The sequence below is a fragment of the Streptomyces sp. NPDC020801 genome (genome assembly GCF_044334385.1).
Taxonomy (GTDB): Bacteria; Actinomycetota; Actinomycetes; order Streptomycetales; family Streptomycetaceae; genus Streptomyces.
Genome location: NZ_JBIRST010000002.1, coordinates 541,862 through 565,505, shown reverse-complemented (window position 1 = coordinate 565,505; position 23,644 = coordinate 541,862). Strand labels below are relative to the sequence as shown.

Here is a 23,644-nt window from a genome sequence, read left to right as displayed (position 1 = left end):
GGTGGAAGGTCGTCGCGGCGCACTCGACGGCTGCGGTACCCTGACGCCATGCGTGCCGTACGCCTTCTGCTTAGCGAGCCGCGCTGATCAGTCCCGACCTCCGACGACTCGGACGGTCGGAATCGGCGCGGCGTCCCCTCCTGTGCGAGGGGATTTTTCATTTCTGAAAGTCGCAGCCGCTGGCAGAGACGATCGATGGAGCTTTGAGGATCATGAGCGAGACGAACCCCGCTGCCGCCGCCACGTCGGCGGAGGCAGCGCCGCACCGCTACACGGCCGCCGTGGCGGCCGAGATCGAGGCACGCTGGCAGGACTTCTGGGACGCCGAGGGCACGTACGCGGCGCCCAACCCCAAGGGTGACCTGGCCGGCGACCCCGAGGTGGTCGCCAGGCCCAAGAAGTTCATCATGGACATGTTCCCGTATCCCTCCGGTGCGGGCCTGCACGTTGGTCACCCCCTGGGCTACATCGCCACCGACGTCTACGCCCGGTTCCAGCGGATGACCGGCCACAACGTCCTGCACACCCTGGGCTTCGACGCCTTCGGCCTGCCCGCCGAGCAGTACGCCGTGCAGACCGGCACGCACCCGCGCGTGTCCACCGAGGCCAACATCGAGAACATGAAGGCCCAGCTGCGCCGGCTGGGCCTGGGCCACGACAAGCGCCGGTCCTTCGCCACGATCGACCCGGACTACTACAAGTGGACCCAGTGGATCTTCCTGCAGATCTTCAACTCCTGGTACGACGACGAGGCGAAGAAGGCCCGCCCGGTCTCCCGGCTGATCGCCCAGTTCGAGTCCGGTGAGCGCGCCGTACCGGGGCACACGCGCGGGTGGCACGAGCTGACCCACGCCGAGCGCGCCGACGTCCTGAGCGAGTTCCGCCTGGCCTACGCCTCCGACGCGCCCGTCAACTGGTGCCCCGGCCTGGGCACCGTGCTGGCCAACGAGGAGGTCACCGCCGAGGGCCGCTCCGAGCGCGGGAACTTCCCCGTCTTCAAGGCCAAGCTGCGCCAGTGGAACATGCGCATCACCGCCTACGCCGACCGGCTGCTGGACGACCTGGAGGAGCTGGACTGGCCCGAGGCCATCAAGCTGCAGCAGCGCAACTGGATCGGCCGCTCCGAGGGCGCCCGCGTCGACTTCCCCGTGGACGGCGAGCGGATCACGGTCTTCACCACGCGCCAGGACACCCTGTTCGGCGCGACCTACATGGTGCTGGCGCCCGAGCACCCGCTGGTCGAGAAGTTCACCCCGGACGCCTGGCCCGAGGGCACGCACGAGGTCTGGACCGGCGGCCACGCCACGCCGGCCGAGGCGGTCGCCGCCTACCGCGCCCAGGCCGCCTCGAAGTCCGACGTCGAACGCCAGGCCGAGGCCAAGGACAAGACCGGCGTCTTCACCGGTGTGTTCGCGACCAACCCGGTCAACGGCGAGCAGGTCCCCGTCTTCATCGCCGACTACGTCCTGATGGGCTACGGCACCGGCGCGATCATGGCCGTCCCGGCGCACGACAGCCGCGACTTCGCCTTCGCGCGCGCCTTCGAACTGCCGATGCGCTGCGTCGTCGAGCCGGGTGACGACCGGGGCACGGACCCGTCCACCTGGGACGACGCCTTCGCCTCGTACGACGCGAAGATCGTGAACTCCTCCGGTGCCGACGTGCGGCTGGACGGCCTGGGCGTGGTCGAGGCCAAGGCGCGCATCACCGAGTGGCTGGAGCGCAGGGGCATCGGCGAGGGCACCGTCAACTTCCGCCTGCGCGACTGGCTGTTCAGCCGGCAGCGCTACTGGGGCGAGCCCTTCCCGATCGTCTACGACGAGGACGGCGTCGCCCACGCGCTGCCCGAGTCGATGCTGCCGCTGGAGCTGCCCGAGGTCGAGGACTACTCGCCGCGCACCTTCGACCCGGACGACGCGGACACCCAGCCCGAGACGCCGCTGTCGCGCAACGAGGACTGGGTCAACGTCACCCTGGACCTGGGCGACGGGCCGAAGAAGTACCGCCGCGAGACCAACACCATGCCCAACTGGGCCGGTTCCTGCTGGTACGAGCTGCGCTACCTGGACCCGCACAACAGCGAGCAGCTGGTCGACCCGGAGATCGAGCGCTACTGGATGGGCCCGCGCGAGGGCATGCCGCACGGCGGTGTCGACCTGTACGTGGGCGGCGCCGAGCACGCGGTCCTGCACCTGCTGTACGCCCGCTTCTGGTCCAAGGTCCTGTACGACCTGGGGCACGTCTCCTCCGTCGAGCCGTTCCACAAGCTGTTCAACCAGGGCATGATCCAGGCCTACGTCTACCGCGACAGCCGTGGCATCGCGGTGCCGGCCGCCGAGGTGGAGGAGCGCGACGGCGCGTACTACTACCAGGGCGAGAAGGTCACCCGCCTGCTGGGCAAGATGGGCAAGTCCCTGAAGAACGCCGTCACCCCGGACGAGATCTGCGCCGAGTACGGCGCCGACACCCTGCGCCTGTACGAGATGGCGATGGGCCCGCTGGACGTCTCCCGGCCGTGGGACACGCGCGCGGTGGTCGGCCAGTTCCGGCTGCTGCAGCGGCTGTGGCGCAACATCGTCGACGAGGCGTCCGGTGAGGTCACCGTCACCGACGCCGAGCCCGACGAGGCGACGCTGCGCGCCCTGCACAAGGCGATCGACGGCGTGCGCCAGGACCTGGAGGGCCTGCGCTTCAACACCGCCATCGCCAAGGTCACCGAGCTGAACAACCACCTGACCAAGACGGGCCGGGCGGTACCGCGCGCGGTCGCCGAGCCGCTGGTGCTGATGGTCGCCCCGCTGGCCCCGCACATCGCCGAGGAGCTGTGGCACAGGCTGGGCCACACCGACTCGGTCGTGCACCGGGACTTCCCGGTCGCCGACCCGGCCTACGCCGTGGACGAGTCCGTGACCTGCGTCGTCCAGATCAAGGGCAAGGTCAAGGCGCGTCTGGAGGTCTCGCCGTCCATCTCCGAGGAGGAGCTGGAGAAGGTGGCGCTGGCCGACGAGAAGGTCGTCGCGGCGCTGGACGGCGCGGGTATCCGCAAGGTGATCGTGCGGGCGCCGAAGCTGGTCAACATCGTTCCGGCGTGAGGGCGTGAGGGCGTGAGGGCACCAAGACGTGCGGGCCGGGGCGTGCGGGCCGGGGCGTGAGGACCTCGGCGTGATCTCCTCCGGGTAGTCCCCTACGGGCAGGTTCGGGGTTCTTCCGGAACTCCGGACCTGCCCGTTGCGGTTACCGTGGAGGAGCGGCGCGGCCTGTGCCGCCCGAGCCGGAGGAGAAGCGCCGTGGAAGCAGTCGTCGCAGTCTTCGCCCTGCTCTTCATGCTCTTCGTGCTGCTCGGGGCCTACGCCACGGTGAAGGCGGTCGGCGCCGCAAGGCGCGGCGTGGACCGCACCATCGCCCAGGCCCGCCGCACGGTCGAGGACCACACCCTGCGGGCCAAGTCCTTCGTCCAGCCCGGACCGGCGGGCGAGCTGGCCCAGCTCCGGCTCACCCTGCGCACGTCGATGCGCGCCACGCAGGACGTTCTGCACGCGGGTGTCGGTGAGGACGAGTCCCTGAAGGAGTCCGTGGCCCTGTTCGGGCGCCTCAGCGCGCACGGGCGGGAGCTGGACGCCGAGCTCAGGCGGCTGGAGGCCGAGCCGGACCGGGCGACGCTCATCGAGCGGCTTCCGGCGCTGCGCGAGCGCACCCGGCGCATCACGCAGTCGGCCGACGCCCTGCGCTGGGCATCCCGCGATCGTGCCCGCCGCTTCGCCGAGGACGACCTGGACACGCTGAGCGCCCAGATCGACATCGAGGCCGGCGCCCTGCGGCACTGGACGAGTGAGGAGCCTCCGGCCGCACCCCCTCCGTGGCCCGAGCCCCCGGCCACCGACGCCGGCCGCCAGACCTGGACCGGGGCCCCGCGGCCGGCCGCCGCACAGGACCCGGCCCGGCCGGCCATCACCCCGCAGAGCCCGCGCCCCGCGTACCCCTGGCAGAAGAAGGCCCGCCCGGAGAGCACGACTTGATCCGGCCACCCGCACACCCGGTGGGAGGGGCTGGGCTGCCGCCCGGGCACCACGGCAGGTAACCTCCAGCTCATGTCCCGCCATGTCGCGATCGTCACCGATTCAACGGCCTACCTGCCGCCGCGGACGATGGAGCGCCACGGCATCACCGCGGTACCCCTGACCGTGGTCCTCGGCGACCGGGCGCTCGAAGAGGGCACCGAGATCTCGACCCGCTCCCTGGCCCAGGCGCTGCAGAAGCGCCGGCCCGTCACCACCTCGCGCCCCAGCCCCGAGCTCTTCGCCGAGACCTACCGCAAGGTCGCGGAGTCGGGTGCGGCCGGCATCGTCTCCCTGCATCTGTCGGCGGAGCTGTCGGGCACGTACGACGCGGCGGTGCTCGCGGCGCGCGAGGCACCGGTGCCGGTGCGGGTGGTGGACACCGGGATGATCGCGATGGCGCTCGGCTTCTGTGCCCTGTCCGCGGCGCGCACCGCCGAGGCCGGCGGCACGGTGGACGAGGCCGTCGCGGCCGCCGAGAAGCGCGCGGGTGGCACCTCCGCCTACTTCTACGTCGACACGCTCGACTATCTGCGCCGTGGCGGCCGCATCGGTGCCGCACAGGCCCTGCTCGGTTCCGCGCTGGCCGTCAAGCCGCTGCTCCAGCTGCACGGCGGCCGTATCGAACCGCTGGAGAAGGTACGCACGGCATCGAAGGCGATCGCGCGCCTCGAGGAGATCGCGGCCGAGCGGGCGGCCGGCGGCGATGTCGACATCGCGGTCCACCATCTCGCCGCCCCGGACCGGGCGGCCGCCCTCGCGGACCGGCTGCGGACGCGGGTCCCCGGGCTGGCCGACCTGCATGTGAGCGAGGTCGGGGCGGTGATCGGGGCACACACAGGTCCCGGACTGCTAGGGGTGGTGATCTCCCCGCGATAACTCGTGTGGGTGACCAAGTTGTCCACAACCGGGCGGCAGTCCCCAGGATTTGAGCAAGATCATCGCGAGGGTGCGGAGCTGCCCGATCCTCGTCGCATGGCACTTCGATCACGTTCACGCTCACGTTCACGCACAGCGACAGTGACCAGTGGCCCGGGCCGCGGCCCCGCCTCGGACGGCCGCACGCGTCACCGCCGCCCACCCACCCGGCGCGACGGCCGCCGGCACCGACATGCGTCGGCCCAGGAACTGCGCCTACGCGCGAAGGCACTGTTCGCCGAACGTGGCGAACCTGGCGAATCTGCCGAACACGCCGAAGACCCCGAACGCACCGGACGGGCGGGAGAGCCCGGGAGTGGCCCACCACCGGGATCGGTGGAGGGGCACACGGTCGGTATCCCCGAGGAGCCGATCCGGGCCCCGGTCCGGGCCCCATGGCGCACGCCGTCCTGGGCGAAACGAGACGCGGACGAGGGCACGCGCACAGGCCCGGACACGTACGCGGACGTGGACACGGACACGGACGTGGACACGGACACGGACACGGACACGGACGCCAGCGTGGACGCGGAGACGGCTTCGGCGCGTCCGGTCGCCGGGGCCGGTGCGAGTCCGGCCCCCATGGTGGTCGCGGAGCCGGCTGCGCCTCGTGGCGAGGCGTGGGTCTGGCGGGAGCGGGCCGCGCTTGCGCTGCGTGAGCGGCTGCCGCTGTGGCTGCAGACGCGGTGCGGTCTGGAACGCAGGAACGTGATCGCCCTCTCGATGGTGCTGGCCTTGGCCGCGGCCTTCGCCCTGCAGCACTTCTGGACCGGCCGTACCCAGTCGGTGCGAGCTCCGGAGGTGGTACGGGCCGTGGCCCCCTACGCGAGCCGAGGAAGCGGCAAGGCCGCCGCGTCCAGTGCCCCTGCGGCTTTGCCGGGCGCCACCGCCCCGGCCGGTGCGCAGATCGTGGTGGACGTCAGCGGCAAGGTCCGCCATCCCGGAATCCACCGTCTGGCGGCCGGTTCGCGGGTCGCCGACGCGCTGTTGGCGGCGGGCGGGGTCCGGCCCGGCACCAGTACCGACGGGCTCAACCGGGCCCGCCTCCTCGTCGACGGTGAGCAGATCGTCGTCGGTGGGCCGGCCCAGGGGAGGGGACCCGTGCCGGCCGGGGCAGCCGGTGTTGGCACGGCCGGGCCGGACACAGCGGCCCGCCCCGCTGCCCCGGTCTCCCTGAGCACGGCGACCGCGGACCAGTTGGAGACCCTGCCCGGCGTCGGCCCCGTGCTCGCCCGGCACATCATCGACTACCGCACCCAGCACGGCGGCTTCCGCTCGGTGGACGAACTCCGTCAGGTCAACGGCATCGGCGACCACCGCTTCGCCGATCTGCGAAGCCTGGTGACGCCGTGAACCGGAAGCTGCCCGCCGAACACCGGGCACCCCCATCCCCACCCCCATCCCCACCCCCACCCCCACCCCCAACCCCAACCCCAACCCCATCCCCGTCCCCCTCCGCGTTCCGGGGCCGCACGGCGGTCCATCTCGCGGACGGCAACCGGCTCGGAGCCGCCCACCCCCGGCAGGAAGGACCCGCGGACCTGCGGCTCGTCCCGCCCGCTCTCGCGGCCTGGGCGACGGCCGCCCTGGCACTGGAGGCTCCCGCGGCATGGGTGAGCGGTTTCGTGGTGGTCTGCTTCGCCGCTGCCGCCGTCCTCCTGCTCGCCCGCCGTAGCCGAAGGCATCGAAAGGGAGCCGCGTCGGTCCCGCGCGTCTCCGTCGCCGCCGTGCTGTTCGGCGCCGCCGCGGCCGCCGCCTCCGCCGGGCTGCACTCAGCGGACGTGCGGCGGGGGCCGGTGCCCGGCCTGGCACGGCAGTTCGCCACGGTGACCGCCGAGGTGGAGCTGACCTCCGACCCACGTCTCACCCACCCCAGGGCCGGCGGTGACCGCACGGCGCCGGCCTCGGTGCTGATCGAGGCGGAGGTGCGGCGCGTGGAGAGGGTGGGCGGAGCGACGGCCGCGGTGACCCGGACACCGGTACTGATCCTCGTCAGCACCGGTTCGCGGGGAGACGGAAACCCCGGTTCGCGGGGAGACGGAGCGGGGCCCCCGCCCTCGCCCTGGCTCGGGCTGCTGCCCTCCACGCGGCTGAGAGTGACCGCGCGGCTGGCGCCCCCGTCGGCGGGCGGCGACCGGGTCGCCGCGGTGCTACGGCTCCGTGACCGGGCGGCGCCCGAGGTGGTGGCGGAGCCGTCCGCGCCCCAGCGGCTGGCGGGACGGCTGAGGGCCGGGTTGCGGGCGGCGACCGACGGGCTGCCGGCGGACGCCCGGGCACTGCTGCCGGGACTGGTCGTCGGGGACACCTCGCGGATCACGCCCGAGCTGGACGAGGCGTTCAAGGAGACGGACCTCGCGCACATGCTGGCCGTCTCCGGGAGCAACCTCACGATCCTGCTCGCCCTGCTCATCGGCCCGCCAGGCCTGGCCCAGCACATCGAGCGCCGGGGGCTCGCGCCGAGACTCGGTCTGCCACTGCGGACCACCGCGTTGCTCGCCGGAGTGCTCACCCTGGCTTTCGTCGTCGTGTGCCGGCCGGACCCGAGCGTGCTGCGGGCCGCGGCCTGCGGAACCGTCGCGCTGCTCGCGCTCGCGACCGGGCGGCGCAGATCGCTGATCCCCGCCCTGGCCACGGCCGTGCTGCTGCTGGTGCTCTACGACCCGTGGCTGGCCCGCAGTTACGGCTTCCTGCTGTCCGTGCTGGCCACCGGCGCGCTGCTGACACTCGCGCCCCGCTGGAGCGCGGCGCTGCACCGGCGCCGCGTGCCGGCCCGGCTGGCCGAGGCGGTGGCCGCGGCCGCCGCGGCACAGGCGCTGTGCGCACCGGTCGTCGCCGTGCTGTCGGCGCGGGTGAGCCTGGTGGCGGTGCCGTGCAACCTCCTCGCGGAGGCGGCGGTCGCCCCGGCCACGGTGCTGGGTTTCGCCGCCCTGGCGGCGGCCCCGGTCACGATACCGCTGGCCAAGGGCCTGGCCTGGTGCGCCAGTTGGCCCACCGGGTGGATCGCGGACGTGGCCCGGACCGGGGCGGCGCTGCCGGGCGGGGGAGTGGACTGGCCGGGCAGCTGGAGCGGGGCGCTGCTGCTGGCCCTGGTCACGGTGGTGGTCGTCACGGCGGTCCGGCTGCTGCTGCGGCACCCCTGGCTGTGCGGCGTCTGCGGGGTGCTGCTTGTGCTGGTGGTGGTCCAGCCGCCGCCGCTGACCCGGGTGATCACGGGATGGCCGCCGCCGGGCTGGCGGTACGCGATGTGCGACGTGGGGCAGGGGGATGCGACGGTGCTCGCCGCGGGACCGGGCACCGGGGTGGTCGTGGACGCCGGGCCCGATCCGGCCCTGGTGGACCGCTGTCTGCGCATGCTCGGCATCACAAGGATCCCGATGCTCGTGCTGACCCACTTCCACACCGACCACGTGGCGGGCCTGCCGGGCGTGCTGAGGGGCCGCTCGGTGGGCGCGATCGAGACGACCGGATACGAAGAGCCCGCGGACCAGGCGGAGTTCGTACGGAAGGAGGCGGCCGGGCGGGGTATCCCGCTCACCCGTGCCGTCGCCGGGGAGCAGCGGCGTACCGGCGACCTGGCCTGGCAGGTCCTGTGGCCTCCGGCGGGTCCCGCCGCGGATCCGGATGGCCCCAACGACGCCAGCGTGACGCTGCTCGTCCGGTCCGGCGGGCTGCGGCTGTTGCTGCTGGGCGACCTCGAACCTGCCTCCCAGCAGGCGTTGTTGCGGTCGCCGGTGGTCGCGCAGCTGGTCGGCGTGGACGTGCTGAAGGTCGCCCACCATGGCTCGGCCTACCAGGACCCGGAACTGATACGCCTGGTGGCGCCGCGCCTGGCGCTGATCTCCTGCGGTGCGAACAACATGTACGGACATCCGGCGCCCCGTACCGTCGCGGCGCTGCGGGCGGAGGGTGCGCTGGTGCTGCGGACGGACCGGGACGGAGCGCTCGCGGTGACCGGGTCGGGTGCGCGGTTGCGGGTGGCGCGAGACTGAGGGCATGAATGCCGCACACGTCGACGCCTATCTCCGCCGCCTGGGGGCCGGGCATCCGGCCGCGCCCACCGCCGCCGCCCTGCGGGAGCTGCAGCTGCGGCACCTGCGGACCGTGCCCTTCGAGAACCTCTCGGTCCACCTGGACGAGGACATCGTGCTGGAGGAGGAGCGGCTGCTGGACAAGGTGGTGGGCGCGCACCGGGGCGGGTTCTGCTACGAACTGAACGGGGCGTTCGGGGCACTGCTCGCCGCGCTCGGGTTCGAGGTGACGCTGCTGGCGGCGCGCGTGTTCGGGGAGGAGGGAAGGCTCGGGATTCCCTACGACCACCTCGCGCTGCGGGTGCGGACGGCGGACGGCGGCGACTGGCTGACCGACGTGGGCTTCGGGGCGCTCAGCCACTTCCCGCTGGCGTTCGAGGAGCGGGGTGAACAGGTCGAGCCCGGCGGCACGCTGCAGATCGTGGCGGCGGCCCCTGGCCCTGAGCCGCACACCGGCCCGGCCCCCGACCCGCACCTGACCGGGACGAAGCGTTCCGCAGGAGCGGCCGGAACCGCTGAGCACGCCAAGCAGGCCGGAACCGCTGAGCACGCCAAGCCGGCCGGAACCGCCAAGCCGGCCGAACCCGCCGAACCCGCCGAACCCGCCGGAACCGGCGACCTGGACGTCGTCCTGGACGGCAAGCCGCAGTACCGGCTGGAGCTGCGGCCCAGGGTCCTCGGTGACTTCGTGGCCGGCGCCTGGTGGCACAGCACCTCGCCGGCCTCGCACTTCACGCGGTCACTGGTGTGCTCCCGCCTCACCGAGGACGGAGGGCGGGTCACCCTCGGCGGCCGCACCCTGACCACGACGGGACTCGACGGGACCCGTGAGGTGCGGGACATGACCTCCGACGAGGAGGTGCTCGCGGTGTACCGGGACCGGTTCGGCATCGAACTGGCCTCGGTCCCCGCCGTGCGGAACCGGAACCCCGGCCGGAGCAGCTGACGGCGGCCGGCCGGGGCTGCCCGAGAATGGCTCCGTGAGCGATGTGAGACATGTGCTGGTGCTGCCCGACCGGGATGCGGCGGAGGAGGTGGCGCAGGCACTCGGGGAGCGGTTCCCGGTCGACGAGGAGCCGAGGATCGTCCGCGACGCGCTGGCCGGGGAGGACGACGCCGAGGACGCGCAGTGGCTCGTCGTCCTGCGGGACGAGGAGGGCCGGCTCGATCCGGGGCAGCTGGACGAGTTCGCGGGCGAATGGGAGGGGTGGCGGGAGGAGCCGTGAGCCCGGCCGCCGGAACCGCCGGCGAGCATCGATGTCAGTGGCCCGTGGGATGCTTGTCGCGATGGCCAGGAAGACTGCGAATGACGACGCTCTCGCCCCCGTGACGCTCGCCGTGGGGCAGGAGGACCTTCTGCTCGACCGCGCGGTGCGTGAGGTGGTTGCCGCAGCCCGGGCCGCCGACGCCGACACGGACGTGCGGGACCTGACCCCGGACCAGTTGCAGCCCGGCACGCTGGCCGAGCTGACGAGCCCCTCGCTCTTCGCCGAGCGCAAGGTCGTGGTCGTGCGCGACGCGCACGATCTGTCGGCCGACACGGTCAAGGACGTGAAGGCGTACCTGGGGGCGCCCGCCGAGGAGATCACGCTGGTGCTGCTGCACGCGGGCGGTGCCAAGGGCAGGGGACTGCTCGACGCCGCGCGCAAGGCGGGGGCGCGGGAGGTGGCCTGCCCGAAGATGACGAAGCCGGCGGACCGGCTGGCCTTCGTCCGGGGCGAGTTCCGCGGCCTCGGGCGCTCGGCCACGCCCGAGGCGTGCCAGGCACTGGTCGACGCGATAGGCAGCGACCTGCGGGAGCTGGCGTCGGCGGTGACCCAGCTGGTCGCCGACGTGGAGGGCACGATCGACGAGGCCGTCGTCGGGCGCTACTACACCGGGCGGGCGGAGGCCTCCAGCTTCACCGTCGCCGACCGGGCCGTGGAAGGCCGGACCGCGGAGGCACTGGAGGCGCTGCGCTGGTCGCTGGCCACGGGCGTGGCGCCGGTGATGATCACCAGCGCGCTGGCCCAGGGCGTGCGCGCGATCGGGAAGCTGTCGTCGGCGCGCGGGGGCCGGCCGGCCGACCTGGCGCGGGAGCTCGGCATGCCGCCGTGGAAGATCGACCGGGTGCGGCAGCAGATGCGGGGCTGGACCCCGGACGGGGTGGCCGTGGCCCTGCGCGCGGTGGCCGAGGCCGACGCGGGCGTGAAGGGCGGCGGTGACGACCCGGAGTACGCGCTGGAGAAGGCGGTCGTGACGATCGCCCTGGCGGCGCGGTCCAGGGGTCGGGCCTGACGTCCGCCGGTTTCGGCCCCGGGCCCTGTCGCCGGATTCCGTCTGCCCGGCGACGCCGGGACCTGGGCCCGGACACGGCATGCCGAAGGCCCCGGCGCCTCCCTTGGGGAAAGGGAGGGCGGCCGGGGCCTTCGGTTCACGTCGGTGAGCTCGTACCCGCGTGGCGAACGCAGGCCGCGTACGAGCTCGGTGTGCCGGCCGGGGGCGGAAGAGAGAGGGCCCGCCCTGGGTCCGTCCGGCAACATCGGATCCCGAGGGACCCGGTCAGATCAAGGAAGGAGTTCAGCCCTTGAGGGACGCGACCTTGGAAGCCAGCGCCGACTTCTTGTTGGCGGCCTGGTTCTTGTGGATGACGCCCTTGGAGACGGCCTTGTCGAGCTGACGCGCGGCAGCGCGCTGGTACTCGGTGGCCTTCTCGACGTCACCCGCGGCAGCGGCCTCACGGGCCTTGCGGATCGCGGTCTTCAGGGAGGACTTGACGGCCTTGTTGCGCAGCCGGGCCTTCTCGTTGGTCTTGATCCGCTTGATCTGGGACTTGATGTTCGCCACGAATGAGCCTTTTCAGGTTCTGGCACGGGGCCGCGAGGGTCCCGTAACCGATGATTTCTTGAGGTGTGCCTCGCGCTGAGAGGGCATGAGACACAGCCCCCCACACTACCAGCGGCCCTAGGAGTGGCCCAAACCCGTCCCAGGTCCCCATCCGTGGGACCATGGAGGCTACGTATCGATCCGACCCGAGACCGCAGACGGACAAGCACACGTATGCGGACGCCTCAAGAATCAGGACCCTGCGTGCCCGCGACCCCTACCCATGTGCCCGAGCCGAGCCGTACCGACCCGGCGCTGATCCGCAACTTCTGCATCATCGCGCACATCGACCACGGCAAGTCCACGCTCGCCGACCGGATGCTCCAGCTGACCGGCGTGGTCGAGCAGCGGCAGATGCGCGCTCAGTACCTCGACCGCATGGACATCGAGCGCGAGCGCGGCATCACGATCAAGTCCCAGGCGGTGCGGCTGCCGTGGGCCCCCACCCACGACCCCGGCAACACACACATCCTGAACATGATCGACACCCCGGGGCACGTCGACTTCACGTACGAGGTGTCGCGGTCGCTGGCCGCCTGCGAGGGGACCGTCCTCCTCGTCGACGCCGCCCAGGGCATCGAGGCGCAGACCCTCGCCAACCTCTACCTGGCGATGGAGAACGACCTCACGATCATCCCGGTCCTCAACAAGATCGATCTGCCGGCCGCCCAGCCGGAGAAGTTCGCCGAGGAGCTCGCCAACCTCATCGGCTGCGACCCCGGCGAGGTGCTCAAGGTCTCCGCCAAGACCGGGCTCGGTGTCGAGGCGCTGCTGGACCGGGTGGTCGAGAGGGTCCCGGCCCCGGTCGGCGTCGCGGACGCCCCCGCCCGCGCGATGATCTTCGACTCGGTCTACGACTCCTACCGGGGCGTCGTGACGTATGTCCGTGTGATCGACGGGCAGCTCAACAAGCGCGAGCGGATCCGGATGATGTCCACCGGTGCCACCCACGAGCTGCTGGAGATCGGCACCAACTCGCCGGAGATGCTCCCGGCCGACGGTCTCGGCGTCGGCGAGGTGGGTTACCTGATCACCGGCGTGAAGGACGTCCGTCAGTCCAAGGTCGGTGACACCGTCACCAGCCAGTCCAAGGGCGCCCAGGAGGCCCTCGGCGGCTACAAGGACCCCAAGCCCATGGTCTTCTCGGGCCTGTATCCGCTGGACGGATCCGACTACCCCGAGCTGCGCGAGGCCCTGGACAAGCTCCAGCTCAACGACGCCGCCCTCGTCTACGAGCCGGAGACCTCCGCGGCCCTCGGCTTCGGCTTCCGCGTCGGCTTCCTCGGCCTGCTCCACCTGGACGTGATCCGGGAGCGCCTCGAGCGCGAGTTCGGCCTCGACCTGATCGCCACCGCCCCCAACGTGGTCTACCGCGTGATCATGGAGGACGGCATCGAGCACACGGTCACCAACCCGAGCGAGTTCCCCGAGGGCAAGATCGACGAGGTGTTCGAGCCGGTCGTGCGGGCCACGATCCTCGCGCCCACCGAGTTCATCGGCGCGATCATGGAGCTGTGCCAGACCCGTCGCGGCACGCTGCTCGGCATGGACTACCTCTCCGAGGAGCGGGTCGAGATCCGCTACACCCTTCCGCTCGCCGAGATCGTCTTCGACTTCTTCGACCAGCTGAAGTCCAAGACCCGCGGCTACGCCTCGCTCGACTACGAGCCCACCGGCGAACAGAGCAGCTCCCTGGTCAAGGTGGACATCCTGCTGCACGGCGACAAGGTGGACGCCTTCTCGGCGATCACCCACAAGGACCAGGCGTACGCGTACGGCGTGCGGCTGGTCGCCAAGCTCAGGGAGCTGATCCCGCGGCAGAACTTCGAGGTGCCCGTCCAGGCCGCCATCGGCTCCCGTGTGATCGCCCGCGAGACCATCCGCGCCATCCGCAAGGACGTCCTCGCAAAGTGCTACGGCGGTGACATCTCCCGCAAGCGGAAGCTGCTGGAGAAGCAGAAGGAGGGCAAGAAGCGGATGAAGATGGTGGGTTCCGTGGAAGTTCCGCAGGAGGCCTTCATCGCGGTGCTCTCCAGCGATGACGGCGCGGGGTCGGCCAAGGGCAAGAAGTAACCGCGGGTTACCCGAGGTCGCCCCGGCAAACCGGGTGGAAAAGGGGTCCGTCGTGCGAAAGTGCGGCGGGCCCCTGTGCGTGCAGGTGGTCGCTCTCTGTAGGAAGTGACAGGCCACAGCCCCTTACGCGGTGGCCGGTCGCGCCTTACTCTGATCCCTGCTCGCTAGTTACTCGCGAGTTAAACAACAGCCCGAACCACCACCCGTGAGCCAACCCAGCCGTACCTTCAGCCGTACCTGAGCCAGCCGCCGCACTGTCGCGGGCCCCGGAGGATGTCGTGAGCGACGCACAGACCCTGATCGAGAACCGTCCGCCGTCCGTGGCGGCCCTCTTCCTGGAGCGTGTGGCGGCCACACCGGAGGCCGAGGCCTACCGGTTTCCCGTACCGCCGGCCTCGGGCGAGGGCCCGGACGAGTGGAAGTCGCTGAGCTGGGCGCAGGCCGCCGAGCGGGTCGACGCGATCTCGGCCGGACTGATCGAACTGGGCCTGCAGCCCGAGGAGCGCGTCGCGCTCGCCTCCTCCACCCGCGTGGAGTGGCTGCTGGCCGACCTCGGCATCATGTGCGCCGGCGCGGCCACCACCACGATCTACCCGCAGACCAACGCCGACGAGTCGGCCTTCATCCTCGCCGACTCCCAGAGCAAGGTCCTCATCGCGGAGAACGCCGAGCAGGTGGCCAAGGCGCTCGAGAAGCGCGCCGAGCTGCCCGACCTGCGCCACGTCGTCGTCATCGACCCGGCCGGCGTCGAGACCGGCGAGTGGGTGCTCACCCTCGCCGAGCTGGAGAGCCGTGGCGCCGCCCACCTGGAGAAGCACCCCTCGCTGATCAAGGAGCGGGTCGGCGCGATCACCAAGGACCAGCTCGCCACCCTCATCTACACCTCGGGCACCACGGGCCGCCCCAAGGGCGTCCGGCTGCCGCACGACAACTGGGCGTACATGGCGAAGGCGATCGCCTCGACCGGTCTGCTCGGGGCCGACGACGTGCAGTACCTGTGGCTGCCGCTCGCGCACGTCTTCGGCAAGGTCCTCACCTCCGGCCAGATCGAGGTCGGCCACGTCACCGCCGTCGACGGCCGCGTCGACAAGATCATCGAGAACCTGCCGGTCGTCCGGCCCACCTACATGGCGGCCGTCCCGCGCATCTTCGAGAAGGTCTACAACGGCGTCGCCGCCAAGGCCCGCGCGGGCGGCGGGGCCAAGTACAAGATCTTCCAGTGGGCGTCCGAGGTCGCCCGCGAGTACGCCAAGGTCTCGCAGGACAACTTCAAGCGCACCGGCACCCACGCCGTGCCCTTCGGCCTCGGCGCCAGGCACAAGGTCGCCGACGCACTCGTCTACGCCAAGATCCGCGAGGCCTTCGGCGGCAACCTGCGCGCCTGCGTCTCGGGCAGCGCCGCCCTCGCCCCGGAGATCGGCTACTTCTTCGCCGGCGCCGGCATCCACATCCTGGAGGGCTACGGCCTCACCGAGTCCTCCGCGGCCTCCTTCGTCAACCCGGGCGAGGCCTACCGCACCGGCACCGTCGGCAAGCCGCTGCCCGGCACCGAGGTCCGTATCGCCGACGACGGCGAGATCCTGCTGCGCGGCCCCGGCATCATGCAGGGCTACCACAAGCTGCCCGACAAGACCGCCGAGGTGCTGGAGTCCGACGGCTGGTTCCACACCGGTGACATCGGTGAGCTCTCCCCCGACGGCTATCTGCGCATCACCGACCGCAAGAAGGACCTCATCAAGACCTCCGGCGGCAAGTACATCGCGCCCGCCGAGGTCGAGGGCCAGTTCAAGGCGGTGTGCCCGTACGTCTCCAACATCCTGGTGCACGGCGCCGACCGGAACTTCTGCACCGCCCTCATCGCCCTCGACGAGGTCGCGATCCTTCAGTGGGCCAAGGAGAACGGCCTGGAGGGCAGGTCCTACGCCGAGGTCGTCGCCGCGCCCGCCACGGTCGGGATGGTCGAGAGCTACGTCAAGCAGCTCAACGAGGGACTGCAGCGCTGGCAGACCATCAAGAAGTTCCGCCTCCTGCCGCGCGACCTCGACGTCGAGCACGGCGAGATCACCCCGAGCCTGAAGCTGAAGCGGCCGGTGGTCGAGCGGGAGTACAAGCACCTGATCGACGAGATGTACGCCGGCACACGCGAGGCGTGAGAGCGGCCGGCCCCGGACGCCTTACCGCGTCCGGGGCCGACGCGTGTCCCGGAAAGCCGTCTTCTGCTCGTCTTCGAGCACTCCCGTAGCACAGTTCGCAAGCACGGCTGCCCAGTTCGGTAACTCAGTGCTTATGGGCGCGGCCGGTCTGTCACCCTGTGGGCGTCGATCCAGCATCGATCCAGCCGATTCGTCCGGACCGCTCGGGGAGCTGAAGATGGGGGCCATTCCGACGCAACGGGAGACCGTCTCCCCCGCCTCCGATGTGCCCGCGCACGCCCATGAGGTGCCCGCGCACGCCTGTGATGCGCCCGTGCCCGCGCACCCGTGCGCCGAGGCGCACACGGAGGTGCGCGCGACCCTGCCCGGAAGCTCCCTCGCGCCGGGTTCGGCCCGTGCCCGCGTGCGCGCGGCGTTCACCCAGTGGGCGGCCCTCGGGGCGGTCCTTCCCGGCCGTCTGGCCGACGACGCCGTGGTCGTCGTCAGCGAACTGGTCACCAACGCCGTCGTGCACGCCGGCACCGACGTCGAGCTGATCTGCCGGCTGGAGCCGGGCACCGGCGCGTGCCTCGTCGAGGTCTGCGACCACCACCCCTCGCGCGCACCCCGCGACCACGGCACCGAGCCGTCGTACGAGCCCGCGGATTACGGCCGCGGCCTGCGCCTGGTCGCCGCGCTCTGCGAGGCCTGGGGCATCACCTACCGGGCCGGCGCGAAGACGGTGTGGGCGCGGCTGCCCGCCGAGGGGAGAACGGCGGACGAGGGGACGGAGGCGTACGGCGCGGAACGCGGCCTCGGCGTCGCCGGGATCCTCGCGCCCGAGCCGCAGCGCGCCGAGCGGGACCGGGAGTGGCTGGGGCGCGGCGCGCTGTCCTTCCTCGCCGAGGCCTCCGACCTGCTGGCGGGACAGCTCGACGAGGACCTGGTCGCCGCGCTCACCGGGCAGCTGATCGTGCCCCGGCTGGCCGACTGGTGCGCGGTGTGGCTGGAGGACGAGTCCACGGGCCGGTGGGGATCACCCCGCTGGAGCGGGGGCGGAAGCGGGGGCGGCCGTCCCGACGGCACCGGCGCCGCCGGGCCAAGCCTCGCCCGCGTCTGGCACGGCAGCGAGAACCGCATCGAGGAACTGCGCCGGGCCCTGGAGAAGGACCCGCCGCGCCCGCCCGACGACGTGCAGTCGGGGCCCGTGCCCTACCCCTGGCCCGGCCAGGCCCTCGGCCCGCACGCGGTGGACGGCTCCGCGCTCGCCTACCGTCTGGTCGCCGGCGGCCGGCCGCTGGGCACGCTGGTCATCGGCCGGGCCGGGCTGCTCCGCTTCCCCGACGAGATCACCGGCCTGGTGGAGGACCTCGGCCGCCGGGTCGCGCTCGCCATCGGCGCGGCCCGGCAGTACGCCCGCCAGGCCACCATCAGCGCCGTCCTCCAGCGCGGCCTGCTGCCCGGCGCCGTCGCCGAGATCCCCGGCATGCGCAGCGCCCTCGTCTACGAGCCGTGCGACAAGGGCGGCCCGAGCGGGGACTTCTACGACCTCTTCCCGGCGGGCGACGGCCGCTGGTGCTTCGCCGTGGGCGACGTCCAGGGCAAGGGCCCCGAGGCCGCCGTCGTCATCGGGCTGGCCCGGCCCTGGCTGCGCCTGCTGGCCCGCGAGGGCTATGGCGTGGCGGACGTCCTCGACCGCCTCAACCAGCTCCTCCTCGACGATGCCACCGAGGCCGCCGACGCCGCCGCCCGCGTCCTGGTGGCCGCCGGCGGCCGCACCCCGGCCCCTGGCGAGGGCCCCCAGACCCGCTTCCTGTCCCTCCTCTACGGCGAGCTCGCCCCCTTCGACGGCGGCGTCCGCTGCACCCTCGCCTCGGCCGGCCACCCGCTGCCGCTGGTCCTCGGACGCGAGGGCGACGTGCGTACCGCCGGGCGGCCGCAGACCCTGCTCGGGGTGATCGAGGACGAGACGTACACCTGCGACACCTTCGCGCTCGAACCCGGCGACAGCCTGCTGTGCGTCACCGACGGGGTCACCGAGCGGCGTTCGGGCTCCCGCCAGTTCGACGACGCCGACGGGCTGGCCGCGGCCCTGGCCGGGTGCGCCGGGCTTGACGCGGAACCGATCGCCGAGCGCATCCAGCGGCTGGTGCACGAGTTCGGGGACGGGCCGCCGGAGGACGACCTCGCCCTGCTGGTGCTCCAGGCCGAATAGCCGCCGCACCACCCGCCGACGGCCGGCGAATGGTTTCCCCGGCCGGTGCTGGACAATGGAGGGCATGCCTTCCGCACTCCCCGACGGCGAGCCCGTCCCCGGCGACGGCGCGCTGCCCGCGCGGGCGCTCGCCGGGGCGGCCGGCCGGCCCCTCGGGTTCTACCTGCACGTCCCCTACTGCGCGACCCGCTGCGGCTACTGCGACTTCAACACCTACACCGCCACCGAGCTGCGCGGCACCGGCGGCGTGCTCGCCTCCCGCGACAACTACGCCGGGACCCTGGCCGAGGAGGTCCGCCTCGCCCGCAAGGTCCTCGGCGACGACCCGCGCGAGGTCCGCACGGTCTTCGTCGGCGGCGGTACGCCCACGCTGCTGGCCGCCGGCGACCTGGTGCGGATGCTGGGTGCGATCCGCGAGGAGTTCGGCCTGGCGGCGGACGCCGAGGTCACGACGGAGGCCAACCCCGAGTCGGTCGACCCGGCGTATCTGACGGCGCTCAGGGAGGGTGGCTTCAACCGGATCTCCTTCGGCATGCAGAGCGCCCGGCAGCACGTGCTGAGGGTTCTGGACCGCACGCACACGCCCGGCCGTCCCGAGGCCTGCGTGGCCGAGGCCCGCGCGGCCGGCTTCGAGCACGTCAACCTCGACCTGATCTACGGCACCCCCGGCGAGTCCGACGACGACTGGCGGGCCTCATTGGACGCGGCCCTCGGCGCCGGCCCCGACCACGTCTCCGCGTATGCCCTGATCGTCGAGGAGGGCACGCAGCTCGCCCGGCGCATCCGCCGCGGCGAGGTCCCCATGACGGACGACGACGTGCACGCCGACCGTTACCTGATCGCGGAGGAGACGCTGTCCGCGGCGGGCTTCGACTGGTACGAGGTCTCCAACTGGGCGACGTCGGAATCCGGCCGCTGTCTGCACAACGAGCTGTACTGGCGCGGCGCCGACTGGTGGGGCGCGGGCCCCGGCGCGCACAGCCACGTGGGCGGCGTGCGCTGGTGGAACGTCAAGCACCCGGGGGCTTACGCCGCGGCCCTCGCCGATGGCCGCTCCCCGGGGGCCGGGCGGGAGCTCCTCACGGACGAGGACCGCAGGGTGGAGCGGATTCTGCTGGAGCTGCGGCTGCGGGAGGGGGTGCCGCTCTCCCTGCTCCGCGAAGAGGGCCTCGCCGCGTCCCGGCGCGCGCTGGCCGAGGGCCTGCTGGAGCAGGGGCCGTACCAGGCGGGACGCGCAGTGCTCACCCTGCGCGGGCGGCTGCTGGCAGACGCGGTGGTGCGGGACCTGGTGGACTGAGCGCGGCCGGCGCTACGCCGGCCCCGTCACGAAGTCGATCAGCTCCTCCACCCGGCCCAGCAGCTCCGGTTCCAGGTCCTTGTACGACCGCACCCGGGACAGGATCCGCTGCCAGGCGGCCCCCGTGTTCTCCGGCCAGCCCAGGGCCCGGCACACGCCCGTCTTCCAGTCCTGGCCGTGGGGGACGCGGGGCCAGGACTCGATGCCCAGGGAGGAGGGCTTCACGGCCTCCCAGATGTCGATGTAGGGGTGACCGACCACCAGGGCGTGCTCGCTGGTCACCGACTCGGCGATGCGCCACTCCTTGGTGCCCGGGACCAGATGGTCGACCAGGACGCCGAGGCGGGCGTCCGGGCCGGGCGCGAACTCCTCGACGATCGACGGCAGGTCGTCGACGCCCTCCAGGTACTCCACGACCACGCCCTCGATGCGCAGGTCGTCGCCCCACACCCGCTCGACCAGTTCGGCGTCGTGCCGGCCCTCCACATAGATGCGCCCGGCGCGGGCCACGCGCGCGCGTGGCCCGGGGACGGCCACCGAACCGGATGCCGTACGGGTGGGACCTACCGGACCCGGCGACGGCTTCACCAGCGTCACCACCCGGCCCTCCAGCAGGAAGCCGCGCGGCTGGAGCGGGAACACCCGGTGCTTGCCGAAGCGGTCCTCCAGGGTCACCGTGCCCGCCTCGCAGCGGATCACCGCACCGCAGAAGCCGGTGGCGGGCTCCTCGACGACCAGACCGGGCTCGGCCCGGACCTCCGGAACGGGCCCGGACTTCTTCCAGGGAGGGGTCAGGTCGGGGGAGTACGAACGGTGGCGCGGGCCCGGAGGGCCCTCGTCGGAAGGGCGGTGGCGGGAGACCGGTGGGCGCATTCGAGTGACGATATGGACAACCCCGGAGCCGATCAGCCCGACACGCCGAAGTGTTCCGCCAGGGCGTCGCGCTGGGCCCGGACGAAGGCCGCGTCCACCACCGCTCCGTGACCGGGGACGTACAGAGCGTCCTCGCCGCCCAGCTCCAGCAGCCGGTCCAGGGCGGCGGGCCAGTGGGACGGCACGGCGTCGGGGCCCGCCTGGGGCTCGCCGGACTCCTCGACCAGGTCGCCGCAGAACACCACGGGCCGGTCACCCCGCACCACCACCGCGAGGTCGTGCGCGGTGTGGCCCGGACCCACGTTCGCCAGCAGCACCTCCGGGCCGCCGTCCAGGGCGAGGGCGAGCCGGCCGGAGACCTCGCGGCCGGGCCGGCGCGGCAGGGCCGCCACCGCCTCGTCCGCCGCCTGAGCCTGGAGCCCGTTGGCCACCGCGTCCGCGCACAGCTCCGCACGCGCGCGCTCGTCGTCGAACACGGCGTACGACCCCTCGGCGGCGAACACCTCGGCCTCCGGGAACCGCGCCGCCCCGAAGACGTGGTCGAAGTGCGGGTGCGTCAGCGCGAGAAGCGTCACAGGGCCACCGGCGAACTCCCGCGCCTGCGCGCGCAACAGCGCACCCTCCTCGAGACTCGACCCCGCGTCGACGAGCAGGGCCGAGCCCTTCCCGAGGACCAGTCCGGCCGTGCAGTCCCACACCGGAAGCCGGACCCGGCCGACCCCGCCGGCCAACGGCTCCCAGCCCAGCTCTTCCCAAGTCACCGTCATACCGCGACGCTAGGCCCTGTCACCGATCCCCCGCCCGCCGGGCGGCGACGGGACCCGGTCTTCCCCGGACCAGCCTTGCCGCCGGTGTACCCCTCGGCCGTACACTGGGCCGCGTAGAGCTGGCACTCGTATGCGCCGAGTGCCAGGCGGGGAGCCGAGGGACGACTCTGGAGGTGTGCGCGATGCTCAGTGAGCGAAGGCTTCAGGTGCTGCGCGCCATCGTCCAGGACTACGTCGGCACCGAGGAGCCGGTTGGTTCCAAGGCCCTCACCGAACGGCACAGCCTGGGCGTCTCCCCGGCCACGGTCCGCAACGACATGGCCGCGCTGGAGGACGACGGCTACATCGCCCAGCCGCACACCAGCGCGGGCCGCATCCCCACCGACAAGGGGTACCGGCTCTTCGTCGACAAGCTGGCCGGGGTCAAGCCGATGACCGCGCCGGAGCGGCGCGCCATCCAGAACTTCCTGGACGGCGCCGTCGACCTCGACGACGTGGTGGCCCGTACGGTGCGGCTGCTCGCGCAGCTGACCCGGCAGGTCGCCGTGGTGCAGTACCCGTCGCTGACCCGTTCCACCGTGCGGCACGTGGAGCTGCTGTCGCTGGCGCCCGCAAGGGTGATGCTCGTGCTGATCACGGACACCGGCCGGGTCGAGCAGCGGATGGTCGACTGCCCGGAGCCGTTCGGGGAGACCTCGCTCGCGGATCTGCGGGCACGGCTGAACAGCCGGGTCGCGGGCCGCCGCTTCACGGACGTCCCGCAGCTGGTGGAGGACCTGCCCGATGCCTTCGACATCGAGGACCGCGGTACGGTCGCCACGGTGCTGTCCACCCTCCTCGAGACCCTCGTCGAGGAGAACGAGGAGCGGCTGATGATCGGCGGCACCGCCAATCTCACCCGCTTCGGGCACGACTTCCCGCTCACCATCCGGCCCGTCCTGGAGGCGCTGGAGGAGCAGGTCGTCCTGCTGAAGCTGCTCGGCGAGACACAGGATCCGGGCATGACCGTGCGCATCGGTCACGAGAACGCCCACGAAGGACTCAACTCCACGTCCATCGTGTCGGTGGGCTACGGTTCGGGCGGCGAGGCAGTGGCCAAGCTCGGCGTGGTCGGACCGACCCGCATGGACTACCCGGGAACGATGGGAGCGGTACGCGCAGTGGCACGGTACGTCGGACAGATCCTGGCGGAGTCGTAGGTGGCCACGGACTACTACGCCGTTCTCGGCGTGCGCCGCGACGCGTCGCAGGAAGAGATCAAGAAGGCCTTCCGGCGGCTCGCGCGCGAGCTGCACCCGGACGTCAACCCCGATCCGAAGACCCAGGAGCGGTTCAAGGAGATCAACGCCGCCTACGAGGTGCTGTCGGACCCGCAGAAGAAGCAGGTCTACGACCTTGGCGGCGACCCGCTCTCGCAGGCCGGCGGCGGTGGCGCGGGCGGCTTCGGGGCCGGGGCGTTCGGCAACTTCTCCGACATCATGGACGCGTTCTTCGGCACCGCCTCGCAGCGCGGGCCGCGCTCGCGCACGCGCCGGGGCCAGGACGCGATGATCCGGCTCGAGGTCGAGCTGGACGAGGCGGCCTTCGGCACGACGAAGGACATCCAGGTCGACACGGCCGTCGTCTGCAACACCTGCAACGGCGAGGGCGCCGCCCCGGGCACCACCGCCCAGACCTGTGACATGTGCCGCGGCCGCGGCGAGGTCTCCCAGGTCACCCGGTCCTTCCTGGGCCAGGTCATGACCTCCCGCCCCTGTCCCCAGTGCCAGGGCTTCGGCACCGTGGTGCCCACCCCGTGCCCGGAGTGCGCGGGCGACGGCCGCATCCGTGCGCGCCGCACCCTGACGGTGAAGATCCCGGCCGGTGTGGACAACGGCACCCGTATCCAGCTCGCGGGCGAGGGCGAGGTCGGCCCCGGTGGCGGCCCCGCCGGCGACCTCTACGTGGAGATCCACGAGCTGCCGCACCAGACCTTCCAGCGGCGCGGCGACGACCTGCACTGCACGGTCACCATCCCGATGACCGCGGCGTCCCTCGGCACCAAGGTGCCGCTGGAGACCCTGGACGGCCTGGAGGAGGTCGACATCCGCCCGGGCACCCAGTCCGGCCAGTCGATCCCGCTGCACGGCCGGGGCGTCACGCACCTGCGCGGTGGCGGCCGGGGCGACCTCATCGTCCACGTCGAGGTGCAGACCCCGACCAAGCTCGACCCCGAGCAGGAGCGGCTGCTGCGCGAGCTGGCCAAGCTGCGCGGCGAGGAGCGGCCACAGGGGCAGTTCCAGCCCGGTCAGCAGGGGTTGTTCTCACGGTTGAAGGACGCGTTCAACGGCCGCTGAGGCGAGTGGGTTGTCCGGCTGGGGGTCCGGGGGTCGGCCCCCGGGAGGGCACAGTCGGCCCGGTCAGCAGGGGTTGTTCTCACGG

At 72.4% G+C, this 23,644-nt stretch carries 17 protein-coding genes; 14 read left to right on the top strand and 3 right to left on the bottom strand.

What is annotated here, in order from left to right; genetic code table 11:
• Positions 1 to 212 precede the first annotated feature (212 nt).
• The 8 genes from leuS (at position 213) to holA (ending at position 11,278) form a co-directional block, all read left to right on the top strand.
• The gene (gene leuS / locus ACH4UM_RS07420) at positions 213 to 3,092 is read left to right on the top strand and encodes a leucine--tRNA ligase (RefSeq protein ID WP_398174947.1); all 2,880 of its coding nucleotides are present in this window, start codon (positions 213 to 215) and stop codon (positions 3,090 to 3,092) included.
• 195 nt (positions 3,093 to 3,287) lie between these two features.
• Positions 3,288 to 4,016, top strand: coding sequence for a hypothetical protein (locus ACH4UM_RS07415; RefSeq protein ID WP_398174944.1), 729 nt, complete (start codon positions 3,288 to 3,290; stop codon positions 4,014 to 4,016).
• Between the two features lie 72 nt (positions 4,017 to 4,088).
• On the top strand, positions 4,089 to 4,934 hold the full coding sequence (locus ACH4UM_RS07410) for a DegV family protein (protein ID WP_398174941.1): 846 nt from the start codon (positions 4,089 to 4,091) through the stop codon (positions 4,932 to 4,934).
• A gap of 507 nt (positions 4,935 to 5,441) precedes the next feature.
• Positions 5,442 to 6,326 carry a helix-hairpin-helix domain-containing protein gene (locus tag ACH4UM_RS07405; RefSeq protein WP_398174938.1) on the top strand — a complete coding sequence of 295 codons (885 nt, stop codon included), beginning with the start codon at positions 5,442 to 5,444 and terminating at the stop codon, positions 6,324 to 6,326.
• Between the two features lie 8 nt (positions 6,327 to 6,334).
• The gene (locus tag ACH4UM_RS07400; RefSeq protein WP_398175062.1) at positions 6,335 to 8,962 is read left to right on the top strand and encodes a ComEC/Rec2 family competence protein; all 2,628 of its coding nucleotides are present in this window, start codon (positions 6,335 to 6,337) and stop codon (positions 8,960 to 8,962) included.
• Positions 8,963 to 8,966: 4 nt separating this feature from the next.
• Entirely contained in the window at positions 8,967 to 9,947 is a 981-nt protein-coding gene (locus tag ACH4UM_RS07395) for an arylamine N-acetyltransferase (protein WP_398174935.1), read from the top strand.
• Between the two features lie 34 nt (positions 9,948 to 9,981).
• Entirely contained in the window at positions 9,982 to 10,227 is a 246-nt protein-coding gene (locus tag ACH4UM_RS07390; RefSeq protein ID WP_398174932.1) for a hypothetical protein, read from the top strand.
• A gap of 61 nt (positions 10,228 to 10,288) precedes the next feature.
• Entirely contained in the window at positions 10,289 to 11,278 is a 990-nt protein-coding gene (gene holA, locus ACH4UM_RS07385) for a DNA polymerase III subunit delta (RefSeq protein WP_398174929.1), read from the top strand.
• Positions 11,279 to 11,560: 282 nt separating this feature from the next.
• On the opposite strand, the gene rpsT is transcribed toward holA, so the two are convergent.
• Positions 11,561 to 11,827, bottom strand: a complete 267-nt coding sequence (gene rpsT, locus ACH4UM_RS07380) for a 30S ribosomal protein S20 (RefSeq protein ID WP_015660447.1) — start codon at positions 11,825 to 11,827, stop codon at positions 11,561 to 11,563.
• Positions 11,828 to 12,070: 243 nt separating this feature from the next.
• On the opposite strand from rpsT, the gene lepA reads away from it, so the two are divergent.
• The 4 genes from lepA (at position 12,071) to hemW (ending at position 19,583) form a co-directional block, all read left to right on the top strand.
• Positions 12,071 to 13,939, top strand: a complete 1,869-nt coding sequence (lepA, locus tag ACH4UM_RS07375) for a translation elongation factor 4 (protein ID WP_398174926.1) — start codon at positions 12,071 to 12,073, stop codon at positions 13,937 to 13,939.
• Positions 13,940 to 14,217: 278 nt separating this feature from the next.
• Positions 14,218 to 16,092 (top strand): AMP-dependent synthetase/ligase, encoded by a 1,875-nt coding sequence (locus ACH4UM_RS07370; protein ID WP_398174923.1) that lies wholly within the window; start codon positions 14,218 to 14,220, stop codon positions 16,090 to 16,092.
• A gap of 217 nt (positions 16,093 to 16,309) precedes the next feature.
• Complete coding sequence (locus ACH4UM_RS07365) at positions 16,310 to 18,286, top strand: SpoIIE family protein phosphatase (protein ID WP_398174920.1); 1,977 nt, start codon at positions 16,310 to 16,312, stop codon at positions 18,284 to 18,286.
• 64 nt (positions 18,287 to 18,350) lie between these two features.
• Positions 18,351 to 19,583: a radical SAM family heme chaperone HemW gene (gene hemW / locus ACH4UM_RS07360; protein WP_398174917.1), complete on the top strand. Its 1,233-nt coding sequence runs from the start codon at positions 18,351 to 18,353 to the stop codon at positions 19,581 to 19,583.
• A gap of 12 nt (positions 19,584 to 19,595) precedes the next feature.
• On the opposite strand, the gene ACH4UM_RS07355 is transcribed toward hemW, so the two are convergent.
• Together ACH4UM_RS07355 and ACH4UM_RS07350 are read right to left on the bottom strand one after the other, a co-directional pair.
• The gene (locus tag ACH4UM_RS07355) at positions 19,596 to 20,456 is read right to left on the bottom strand and encodes a DUF3097 domain-containing protein (RefSeq protein WP_398174914.1); all 861 of its coding nucleotides are present in this window, start codon (positions 20,454 to 20,456) and stop codon (positions 19,596 to 19,598) included.
• Between the two features lie 32 nt (positions 20,457 to 20,488).
• Positions 20,489 to 21,223 carry an MBL fold metallo-hydrolase gene (locus tag ACH4UM_RS07350; RefSeq protein WP_398174911.1) on the bottom strand — a complete coding sequence of 245 codons (735 nt, stop codon included), beginning with the start codon at positions 21,221 to 21,223 and terminating at the stop codon, positions 20,489 to 20,491.
• Positions 21,224 to 21,405: 182 nt separating this feature from the next.
• On the opposite strand from ACH4UM_RS07350, the gene hrcA reads away from it, so the two are divergent.
• Together hrcA and dnaJ are read left to right on the top strand one after the other, a co-directional pair.
• Positions 21,406 to 22,422: a heat-inducible transcriptional repressor HrcA gene (gene hrcA / locus ACH4UM_RS07345; RefSeq protein ID WP_398174908.1), complete on the top strand. Its 1,017-nt coding sequence runs from the start codon at positions 21,406 to 21,408 to the stop codon at positions 22,420 to 22,422.
• On the top strand, positions 22,423 to 23,559 hold the full coding sequence (gene dnaJ / locus ACH4UM_RS07340) for a molecular chaperone DnaJ (RefSeq protein ID WP_398174905.1): 1,137 nt from the start codon (positions 22,423 to 22,425) through the stop codon (positions 23,557 to 23,559). It begins immediately after the preceding gene.
• The last annotated feature ends 85 nt before the right edge of the window (positions 23,560 to 23,644 follow it).